The following is an 11,022-nucleotide window of genomic DNA, read 5'->3' on the forward strand; positions in this document are numbered from 1 at the left end:
CTTTTTGTTTTCTCCATCATTTATTTTCTCCATACGCCCGCGCCTTTCATTTGTAAATCCAATGACCTGAATGAAAAAGCCCGCGAGACTCGCGGGCTTTGCTTGCACTATTCAGATGCGCTTGGGGTTAACGGCGACGTCGCCAGGCCAGCGGTAACAGGGCCAGCAGGCCGAGTCCCAGTGCACCACCGCCTGAGGAGGTGTCCGGTTTGGTGGCATCGCTCTCCAGTCTCAGGTCGACGATGATGGGATCATGGTCGGAGGCACTGAAGGGGTTGTCAGACTTGAGCAGGGAGCCGGTGTACTTGCTGCCGTACTCGAACAGGGAGCTTTCGAAGGAGTTGATGTGCCAGTCGGCGACACCTGCCACCTTGCTGGCCAGCGCCGGGTTGGCGAGGGCATAGTCCAGGGTGCCCAGCTCCCCGTCGTAGCTGTAGGAGATGGCTTTCTCCTTGTTGAATTTGACGTTGAGATCGATCAGGCCGTAGCTGCGAGTCACTTCGCGACCGAGCTGTTCATAGGACTGCTCACCGATAAAGGTGTGAGAGGCCGATACGATCTTCCGCTCGCTGGTGGCTGGGTTGTAGTCGGTAAGCACCCGGATCGGATCTTCCTTGGCGTAGGAGTTGAAGTCGCCAACTAGCAGCACCTGGCCCGGCAGTTTGCTGACCGCCTCACCCAGCACCTTGGCCGCGCTCACGCGGAACTCGGTACACTTGCCCTGCAGGTCGGCCGGTTCTGTCTTGCCATCGCCATTTTCGTAGCAGCCTGACCCCTTGGATTTGAGGTGGTTGACCACCAGCGTCAGCGGCTCCTTGCTCTTGGCGAGGGTGAAGGTCTGAACCAGCGAGTCGCGCTGACCGGCTGTCTTGGCCACACCACCAGTGGTGTAGCGCTGCTCCGGCAGCTTGATGACGCTGGCATCTCCGCTGGGGGTGAGCAGGGCAGGGCGGTAGATCATCGCCACCATGATGGCGTCGCCGCCGAAGAACTTGCCATCGGTAAGGGCTGTGATCGGCAGACGCACATAGGCGTAGTGTTTGCTCGCATCCTTCTGCTGTTCGTTGAGGCGGGTCACCAGATTGTGGAGGGCCGAGTTATCCTCGAAGCCGTTGTTCTCCATCTCCATCAGGCCGAGCAGATCGGCATCCATTGCGGTGATGGCATTGACGATCTTGGTGCGCTGCTTCTCGAACTCGGGCTGGCTCTTGGCACCCCGGTTGCAACCTTTGGCGTTGTCGGCATCCGCCTGATCCTTGCACAGGATATTGAGTGCGCCGCCGATGCTGGAGTGACTGGTGAAGTAGTTGAGCACGTTGAAGCTGCCGATCCGCAGATCGCTGCCAGAGAGGCGAGCCGGCGCGTCTTGACGATCCTCTTCAGGGCTGCGCAGCAGGGCGCCGGCAGTCAGGGTGACATCGCTCGGTACTACCAGACGGAAGGCATCCTTGTTATAGACGATTACCCCCTCCAGCCCGGTCAGTTGATCACCGATGCGCAGATATCCCTGATCGGCATCCCAGCTCGGGAACCAGGGCAGTACGCCATCCGGTGCTTTGTAATCAGACTCAACCACCAGACGGTTGCTGCCATTTTTGGTGGCCAGTGCGACAGCGTCCGCACTGTTGGCAACATGAAGTTGGGTCGGTTTGATCAGCGGGGTTTTGTGGGCCAACTCTACGTTGTTGCGATAGACCTTGTAGTCGAAGCCGTAGTTGCGGCTCAGGTGCAGGTCACTGCTGCTGTCGAGACGTACCCGCATCCCTTCGTGGCGATTGAGCGCTTGAGCCAGCGTCCCCCCTTCATTCACCTGCAGTACGCTGGTCGGCACATTCAGCCCTTGTGCGGTGACTTGCAAGTGGGCTTTTTTGGTGGCCTTGTCGACTAACGGGGTCAGCTGGGTGCCGCCGTAAAATTCTTGCACCTGTGCTTCCAGACAGACTTCGCTCCCCGGTTTGACGTCTTTATATTTGGTCGCGAAGTCCTTGTCGTTCAGATAGACAAAGATGCCATCAGAGGTGGCCGCATTGCCATCGCCCACCGGGTCGGTCAGATAGAAACCCTTGGTCAGGCTTTGGCCCAGCGTCGTCACGATACCGCGAACGTTGAAGGTGCCCGTACTGATTTTACCGGTCACATTGCCGTTCTTGTCGGTCACGGTCTTGGTGGCCAGCGCGCTGGCGGAGCCTGTGCCCTGAATGGTCGGGATGGGGGTGAGTTGAGCCGGATCGGACGGGCAGACAAATGCCGCATGGGCGCCTGAGGATGCAAGCGCCAGCCCCACGGCCAGCGACAGCAGGGTACGAGTACCTTTCATAGGTGTTCCTTTTTTATTTTTGCCAGTGATTCCATAGCCTTGGCTCGTTGACCAAGGGCGCGCATTGTCACATTTCTGGCATGTCATACCAGTGAGCCAACGCACATTAAACGAATCTGGGAAGATGAGGAAAAGCGTTTTTATGATCCCAGTAACAGTATGATTTTTTTGATAATTCAATCAATTCTAACCCTGTGATCATGACGCTTTCGTGGCAGGGGATAATTCTCTTTGAGAATAAAGATTGAGGGGATCTTGTCGCCTTCCTATACTGGGTTCGTTCCTCACGGAACCCAGGTAAAGGGCAAACCGGCAGTGATGTCGGGGCGCAATGCTTCCGGTCTCGATCGTGGATCCAGATAGCGGGGTTTCCCTGGGTGAGGGGTGGTTTGTGTGGCAGGTCCATTGCCAGTTGTCTGCGCCCATCATGCAGGTTGCGATTGTTCTTTGCCTTGGTGACCAATGCCAAGACAAAACAAGGAAGATAACAATATGCAACAGCTCTTCAGACCCAGCAGGCTTGCCATGCTGGTCGCCCTTGCGGCTGCGCCCGCGTGGGCTCAGGCCGCTTATCCCGCCTATAAATCCGGTACTGCCTACAAGGCTGGCGATATTGTCAGCAACGTCGGTGCCCTCTATGAATGCAAAGAATTTCCCTATTCAGGCTGGTGCGGGGCATCCCCCTATCACTATGAGCCGGGTGTCGGGGTGGTCTGGGCAGATGCCTGGAAGCCCTATGGTGGCGAGGTGCCCCCTCCGGCGCTCGGTGTAGCCGTCAGCTCACCGGCTGCCGGTTCCAGTTTTAATGAAGGAGCCAGCGTGGCGCTGGCGGTGACCTTGAGCGGCCCGGTAACGGCGTTGGCCCGGGTGGAATATCTTGTCGACGGCAAGCTGGTCGCCACGGCGAGCGCCTCGCCCTGGAGTGCCAGCTGGAGCGCCGCCGGAGTGGGGGCCCATACCCTCAAGGCTCGCGCGCTGGATAAAGATGGCAAGGTACTGAGCGAAGCGGATTCGAGCTTCAACGTCGCCGCCGTGGTGGCGCCAGAGGCCCCCAAGGCGAGCATCAGCAGCCCGGCCAATGGCGCCAAGGTGACGCTGGGTCGCAGTGTGGCGGTGAGCGGTAACGTCACCGATGCCAACAACGATGTGGCCAAAGTCGAGCTCTATGTCGACGGCAAGAAGGTGGGCGAAGATACCACTGCCCCCTGGCAGGTGAACTGGACGCCGGATGCCAAAGGCAGTGCCGCCCTCAAGCTGGTGGCCACTGACAGGAGCAATCTGAGCGGCGAGTCGGCGGCAGTGACCGTCAATGTCGAGGAGGCCGCGCTGCCGCCCACCGGTGGCAACCTCTCTTGTGACATTCGCCAGGTCTATCGCCCGGATGGCTACGAGTGCATGGGGGATGACCATGCCCGCCGGGTCATCGGCTACTTCACCTCCTGGCGCACCGGCAAGAACAGCCTGCCCGCCTATCTGGTGAGCGATATTCCATGGAACAAGATCACCCACATCAACTATGCCTTCGCGGCGGTGGATGAGCAGAGCCACACCATCAAGGTGGACGATGCAGCCACCAAGATGACCTGGGATGGCGTGCCGGGTGCCGAGATGGATCCTGAATTCGCCTACAAGGGCCACTTCAACCTGCTGTCGAAGTACAAGAAGCAGTATCCGGACGTGAAGACCCTCATCTCGGTCGGCGGCTGGGCCGATACCCGCGGCTTCTACACCGCCACTACCAAGGGTGACTGCTCGGTCAATACTGCCGGTATCAATACCCTGGCTGACTCGGCGGTGAGTTTTATCCGCCAGTACGGTTTTGACGGGGTCGATATCGACTACGAATACCCCACCTCGATGAAGGATGCGGGCAACCCCAACGATTTCCCGCTCTCCAACCAGTGCCGGGCCAAGCTGTTTGCCAATTACGAGGTGCTGATGAAGACCTTGCGGGCGCGGCTCGACAACGCCGGTAACGAAGATGGCCGCAAGTATATGCTGACCATCGCCTCACCGGCTTCTGCCTATCTGCTGCGCGGGATGGAGAACTTCCAGGTCACCCAGTACCTCGACTACGTCAACCTGATGACCTATGACTTCCACGGCGCCTGGAACCACTTTGTTGGTCACAACGCGGCCCTGTTCGACAACAATGCCGACCCCGAGCTCTCTCACTGGGGCGTCTATACCCAGACCCAGTTTGGCGGTATCGGTTACCTCAACGCCGCCTGGTCTGCCCACTACTTCCGCGGTGCGCTGGCGGCTGGCAAGATCAACGTCGGTGTGCCCTATTACACCCGCGGTTGGCAGGGGGTGAGCGGTGGCAGTCATGGGTTGGGTGGCAAGGCAGCCCTGCCGAGCCAGAACGAGTGCCAGCCGGGCACAGGTGGCAGCACCATTCCGTGCGGCAACGGGGCGGTCGGCATCGACAACATCTGGCATGATCTCGACAAGAACGGCAAAGAGATCGGCGGTGGCGCCGTGCCCATGTGGCATGCCAAGAACCTGGAGAATGCGGCCAGCCTCGGCATCACGACTCTGCCCAGCTACGGCACGGCCTGGGGTCTGGATCCCAACAATCCGGCTCACGTGATGCAGGGCAAGTATGTGCGTTACTACGATGAGAAGGCCCACGCGCCCTGGCTGTGGAACGAAGAGAAGAAGGTGTTCCTCTCAACCGAAGATGAAGAGTCAATGGGCCACAAGCTCGACTACATCATCAAGCGCGGTCTGGGTGGCGTGATGTTCTGGGAGATGGCGGGTGACTACGCCTTCGATCCGGCCAAGAACGAGTACGGCATGGGCAGTACCCTGACCACCCTGGCTTATGAGAAGTTTGCCAAGGCAACTCCGTACAACACCAAGCAGAATGATCTGGCCGCGCCGAGCGCCCAGCTCGACATCCAGGTCAGCCTCTCCGGCTTCAAGGAAGGGGACTCAAACTACCCGATTAACCCGAAACTCAAGCTGGTCAACAAGTCGACCCAGACTATTCCGGGCGGCGCGCGCATCGAGTTTCTGGTGCCCACCTCCACCTCAGACACCATCACGGATCAGAGTGGCATGGGGCTGAAAGTGGTGGAGAGCGGTGGCAACGACAACTCGGAAGGCATTGCGGGCGAGAGGGACTTCCACAAGGTCGCCATGAACCTGCCGGGATGGCAGACTCTGGCACCGGGGGCCGAGATTGAAGTCGCCATGACCTACTACCTGCCCGCCGCTGGCGTGCCGAGCGGTATGCGCATCATCAGTGGCAGCCAGACCATAGGTCTCAAGGCCGAGTTCCCGACCCTGCCGGAGGCCGTGCTGGGCTCGGGTGGCGGCGAGAATCCGGGCACCAGCTGCAGCAGCCAGAACGTCAATCCGGCGGCCTACAAGGCCTATCCGAGCTGGCCGCAGGGGGATCATGCCAATGGCGGCGATCGCATTACCCATAACAAGGTAGTGTGGCAAGCAAACTGGTGGACCAGCAGCGAGCCCAAGGCAACCGATGGCAGCTGGAAGTCTGTCTGTAGCTATTGATTTTAAAATCAATGAGATAAGTGAGGCTTCGGCCTCACTTTTTTTGTCTGGTTGGTCGCTCTGGTTGAAAATGCGCCTGCCTTTCCTGGCGGGCAGCCTCTATAATAGAGTCGATTAATAATCAGATGGATATCAGCGTATGGCGAGTATATTGGATTCCGTTGATCAACGAACTCAACTGGTGGGTGAAAACCGCCTCGAGTTGTTGATGTTTCGTCTCGGCACCCGTCAGATGTTCGCCATCAACGTCTTCAAGGTACGGGAAGTGGTCAAGTTGCCCCATCTGAGCAAGATGCCGGGCTCCCATCACAATATCAGCGGGGTGGCCAATATCCGCGGTACCTCGATCCCGGTGATCAACCTGCGCAGCGCCATCGGTATGCGCCCCATGCCCATCGACAGTGAATCCAACCTCATCATCACCGAGTACAACCGTACCATTCAGGGCTTTCTGGTGGGGCAGGTGGCCAATATCGTCAACATGACCTGGAAGGATATCCTGCCGCCGCCGCGCTCTGCCGGGCGCGCCAACTACCTCACCGCCATCACCCGCATTCCCGAAGATGGAGTGGATCAGATCGTCGAGATCATCGACGTGGAGAAGGTATTGGCGGAGATCATCACCTATGACATCCGCATCTCTGAAGAGGTGCTGGATCGGGAGATCCTACCCGAGATGCATGGCCGCAAAGTGCTGATCGTCGATGACTCCAGCACCGCCCGCAATCTGGTGCGCGAGACCCTGGGTCAGCTTGGGCTTGAGGTGATCGAGTGTCAGGATGGTTTGCAGGCGCTGACCCTGCTCAAGGGGTGGTGCGATGCTGGCAAGAAGGTGACCGACGAGATCCTGCTGATGATCACCGATGCCGAAATGCCGGAGATGGACGGCTACCGCCTGACCCACGAGGTACGCAGCGATCCGCGTATGTCCGATCTCTTTATCACCCTCAACACCTCCCTGAGCGGCAACTTCAACGAAGCCATGGTCAAGAAGGTGGGGTGCGACCGCTTTATCTCCAAATTCCAGCCCGACTTGCTGGTCGGCGTGGCCCAGGAGCGGCTGCGCCAGGTACTGGAAAGCTGAGACGCTGCCTGCCGGTTATGCTAAATCAATAACAACACATCCCGCTTCGGCGGGATGTGTTGTTATTGGGTATTGGCGATGAATTGGTTGAATCAAGGTGCCACGCAGAGATCGTCGACCGCTCAAAACATCCGATTTTGGCGGGATGTTTAGTTATGGGATATTGGCGATAGGCGGCGGGTTTATTGGCTGAGCAGCGGCTCCATAAAGCGGGCAACTTTATCGCGGATTTGGGGCTGGGCCGCCGGGGTGGGATGAATACCATCGTTCATCATAAGTTCAGGGCGCAGCGCAATATCATCCATAAAGAAGGGCAGCAGGGGCAGATCGTTAGCCTGGGCCAACTCGGGAAAGATCTGTTCGAACTGGCGCAGATAGCGGGCACCGTAGTTGCGGGGCAGCTGGATTTGGGTCAACACCACACGGGTCTGCTGCTCCTTGGCGAGCGCGATCATGCTGGCCAGATTTTGGCGGGTAATGGTCGGTGCGAAGCCGCGCAGGCCATCGTTGCCCCCCAGTTCGATCAGCAGCCAGTCCGGCTTGTGCTCCTTCAGCAGCGCAGGCAGACGGGCCAGCGCCCCCTGGGTCGTTTCACCGCTGATGCTGGCATTGAGCAGGGTGTGTTTGCCCCCCTCCTCCTGCCATTTCTGGTTGAGCAGGGCGGGCCAGCTCTGCTCAACCTGCATCTGATAGCCGGCGCTCAGGCTGTCTCCCAGCACCAGCAGGGTCTGGGCCTGAGCCGACGAGAGCAGGCTGCCGAGGCCAACGAACAAGGCAAGCAGAATACGCACCATCAATTCAACTCCCGCTATGGATTGTCATCAAGGAATTGGAACAAAGGATACAGAGCATGAGTTCAACCCCCATTATTGTCGTCAAGGGCCTCGGCAAATCGGTTCGCCTCGGCCAGGAAAGCCTCACCATCCTTGAAGGGATCGATCTGCAAGTCAATAGCGGCGAGACGGTGGCTCTGGTCGGTGCCTCCGGCTCCGGCAAGTCCACCCTGCTGGGATTGCTGGCCGGGCTCGATCTGCCGAGTCAGGGGGAGATCGAGATCCTCGGCAAATCCCTTGGTGAGCTGGATGAGGAGGGGCGGGCCCGATTGCGCGCCGAGCAGATCGGCTTTGTGTTCCAGTCGTTCCTGCTGCTCCCGACCATGACGGCGCTGGAGAATGTGATGCTGCCCGCCGAGTTGCGCGGCGAGCGGGATTGCGAGCCAAGAGCCCGTGAACTGCTGGCGGCGGTCGGGCTTGGCGAGCGGTTGCACCATCTGCCACCACGGCTTTCCGGCGGTGAGCAGCAGCGGGTGGCCATTGCTCGCGCCTTTATGACCCGTCCCAGCCTGCTGCTGGCAGACGAGCCGACCGGCAACCTCGACAGCAAGACCGGCGAGAAGGTGATCGAGCTGCTGTTTGAACTCAATCGCAAGCACGGCACCACCCTGGTGGTGGTAACCCATGACCATCAGCTGGCCGAACGCTGCCAGCGGCAAGTGGTCATGACGGCGGGTCGGCTGGATCGCGAGGTGGCCCATGATGTGGTGTAACGGGGTGAGCTGCGGGTCAGGCGGGAGATGCAAGGGATGATGCAGTGGCGATTGGGATGGCGACTGCTGCGCCGGGAAGGTTTCAGCGGCGAGCTGCGCTGGTTTGTGCTGGCGCTAGCGCTTAGCGTGGCGTGTGTCTTGAGTGTGGCATTGGTGGCGGATCGGCTCGATGCCGGACTCAAGGCGTCGGGCCGCGACTTTATCGGAGCGGATCGGGTGTTGCGCACTGCCGCTGCGCTGCCGGATGGCTGGCTGGCCCGAGCGAAACAGGATGGCTTGGCGGTGCAGACCACCGTCAGCTTCAACAGCATGCTGTTTCACGGCGACGCGCTGCAGCTTGCCTCCATTCGGGCTGTGCCCGACGGTTTCCCTTTCTACGGCAAGCTCACTCTGGAACCTGCCCGCGCCCCGGCTCCCGGCGAGATCTGGCTCTCCGCCCGGGTGATGCAGCTGCTCAAGGCTAAAACGGGGGATGAGCTGGAGGTGGGCAATACGGTGCTCAAGGTGGCAGGCCTGCTTGGCGAGGAGCCGGATCAGGGCTTCAGCCCCTTCCTGCTGGCGCCGCGTGCGCTGATCCACAGTGCCGATATCGAGGCGACCGGCGCCCTGCTCCCCGGCAGCCGCCAGCAGTGGCGCTATCTGTTCAAGGGGCCGCGAGAGTCGCTGGCCCGTTACGAGCAATGGCTGCTGCCGCAATTGCAGGCCGGACAGAAGTGGATCAAACCGGATGACAGCGAATCCCAAGTGGGCCGCTCGTTGGCCAATGCCGAGCGTTTCTTCCGGCTCGCCTCGCTAAGCGGGGTGTTGCTGGGGGCGTTGGCGATGGGGATTGCGGTGCGCCACTTTGCCGAGCGCCAGACCAATATGGTGGCGCTGCTCAAGACGCTGGGGGCATCCCGTCGCTCGCTCTGGCAACTGATGGGAACCCTGCTGCTGTCGCTGACGCTGATCGGTGCGCTGCTGGGTCTGGTAGCGGGCACCGTCATGCAGTGGATCACCTTGCAACTGTTGGGGGACCTGCTGCCGCCGGATCTGCCACCCCCCTCCTGGCGCCCCTTTGCGCTGGGGGTGGCGGTAGCGCTCTTTATCACCATGTTGCTCGCTTTTGTGCCCTTCTTGCGTCTGCTGAAGGTGCCGCCGCTGCGGGTATTGCGCCGGGAGCTGGAGGCGGGTATTCCCCCCTGGCTGGCCCTGCCGGTCGGCCTGTTCGGGCTGTTTGCGCTGGTCTGGGGCTTTACCGCCGATGTGCGGCTGGCGCTGGGTCTGGTGGGTGGCATGGGCTTGCTGATGGGGCTGCTGGCCCTGCTGGCGGCGCTGATGTTGCGGCTGGGAGTAAAAGTGAGCGGGCCTCATGCCTTGCGGTTGGCGCTCGCCCACCTGTCGCGCGAGCGCAGCAGCGGCCTGTTTCAGCTGGCGGGCTTTGCGCTGGCGCTGATGCTGTTTGGCTTGCTCTGGGCGGCCCGGGTCGATCTGCTGGATGAGTTTTCAGCCCGTCTCCCGGTTGATGCGCCCAACCGTTTTCTGGTCAATGTGGCGGAGAACGAGCGGGAGGGGATCCTGAGCGAACTGGCGGCGGCCGGGGCCAACACCTCCGACTTCTACCCCATGGTGCGCGGCAGGCTGACCCATATCGCCGGTGAGGCGGTGGGCGAGGGGGCCAGCAGTGGCCGCGAGGGGGTCGATCGGGAGCTCAACTTCACTACCACGGCAACCCTGCCAATCGACAACAAACTGGTGGCCGGGAAATGGCTTGCCGGGCCCGGCGAGGTGTCGGTGGATAGCGAGTTGGCCAAGCGACTCGATATCAAGCTGGGGGACATGCTCGCTTTTACCATCGAGGGGCGCAGCTTCGGCGCCAAGGTCACCAGTTTGCGCAGCATAAAGTGGGACAACATGCGCCCCAACTTCTACATGATCTTCTCCGGTGATCTGCTGGCCCCTTTCTCAAGCACTTGGCTTGGCAGCTACCGGCTGCCCGAGGCGGGGCGCTCTGCCGAGGTGGAGTTGATCCGCCGTCACCCCACGGTGAGTCTTATCGATGTGGATGACCTGATTGCGCGGCTCACTCAGGTCTCGGAGCAAGTGAGTAGGGCGCTGGCGCTGATGCTGGGGCTGGTGACAGTGGCCGCGCTGCTGGTGCTGCTGACCCAGACCCAGGCCAGCATGGCTCAGCGTCGGCGCGAGCTGCTGTTGATGCGCACCCTGGGGGCCAGCAGCGACCTGCTGAAAAAGATGCTGCGCTGGGAGCTGGTGGCCAGTGGTGCGCTGGCGGGGCTCTGTGCCGCCATGGTGGTGGAGCTCTGCTCCTTTGGCCTGCAGTGGTGGTGGTTCGAGGGGCAGTGGCAGTTCCACTGGGCCATCTGGCTCGGCCTGCCAACGCTGGGGGCGCTGCTGGTGACGCTGGCGGGGCAGGGGATGCAGCGCCAGCTGCTGGCTGGCACCCTGAGCGATCGGCTGCGGGGTCTGGGCCAGGGGTTGTTGTAATCCCGCCAGCGCGAGCCGATGCACACAAGGTGCAATAGCGCAGCCACAATAAACAAGCTGCCCGGCCAT

Annotated in this window: 6 protein-coding genes and 1 riboswitch; of the genes, 4 read left to right on the forward strand and 2 right to left on the reverse strand. The window is 60.7% G+C overall.

The window, feature by feature from the left end:
* Positions 1-127: 127 nt before the first annotated feature.
* On the reverse strand, positions 128-2,317 hold the full coding sequence (locus AB5Y85_RS08095; RefSeq protein WP_257687054.1) for an ExeM/NucH family extracellular endonuclease: 2,190 nt from the start codon (positions 2,315-2,317) through the stop codon (positions 128-130).
* 293 nt (positions 2,318-2,610) lie between these two features.
* Positions 2,611-2,693: riboswitch (cyclic di-GMP riboswitch) on the forward strand.
* A gap of 116 nt (positions 2,694-2,809) precedes the next feature.
* Between AB5Y85_RS08095 and AB5Y85_RS08100 the strand changes: the two genes are divergently transcribed.
* Both AB5Y85_RS08100 and AB5Y85_RS08105 read left to right on the forward strand, forming a co-directional pair.
* The gene (locus AB5Y85_RS08100; protein ID WP_257687053.1) at positions 2,810-5,839 is read left to right on the forward strand and encodes a glycosyl hydrolase family 18 protein; all 3,030 of its coding nucleotides are present in this window, start codon (positions 2,810-2,812) and stop codon (positions 5,837-5,839) included.
* Positions 5,840-5,978: 139 nt separating this feature from the next.
* Positions 5,979-6,923 (forward strand): chemotaxis protein CheV, encoded by a 945-nt coding sequence (locus AB5Y85_RS08105; protein ID WP_005335238.1) that lies wholly within the window; start codon positions 5,979-5,981, stop codon positions 6,921-6,923.
* A 182-nt stretch (positions 6,924-7,105) separates the two neighbouring features.
* Here AB5Y85_RS08105 and AB5Y85_RS08110 read toward each other — a convergent pair whose 3' ends face one another.
* A complete protein-coding gene (locus AB5Y85_RS08110; RefSeq protein WP_257687052.1) occupies positions 7,106-7,717 on the reverse strand; it encodes an arylesterase in 612 nt (203 codons plus the stop codon).
* Positions 7,718-7,773: 56 nt separating this feature from the next.
* Between AB5Y85_RS08110 and AB5Y85_RS08115 the strand changes: the two genes are divergently transcribed.
* Positions 7,774-8,469 (forward strand): ABC transporter ATP-binding protein, encoded by a 696-nt coding sequence (locus AB5Y85_RS08115; protein ID WP_021229711.1) that lies wholly within the window; start codon positions 7,774-7,776, stop codon positions 8,467-8,469.
* 36 nt (positions 8,470-8,505) lie between these two features.
* Positions 8,506-10,953, forward strand: coding sequence for an ABC transporter permease (locus AB5Y85_RS08120; RefSeq protein ID WP_257687051.1), 2,448 nt, complete (start codon positions 8,506-8,508; stop codon positions 10,951-10,953).
* Positions 10,954-11,022: the final 69 nt, after the last annotated feature.

Source organism: Aeromonas sp. R3-1 (genome assembly GCF_040908345.1).
Taxonomy (GTDB): domain Bacteria; phylum Pseudomonadota; class Gammaproteobacteria; order Enterobacterales; family Aeromonadaceae; genus Aeromonas; species Aeromonas veronii.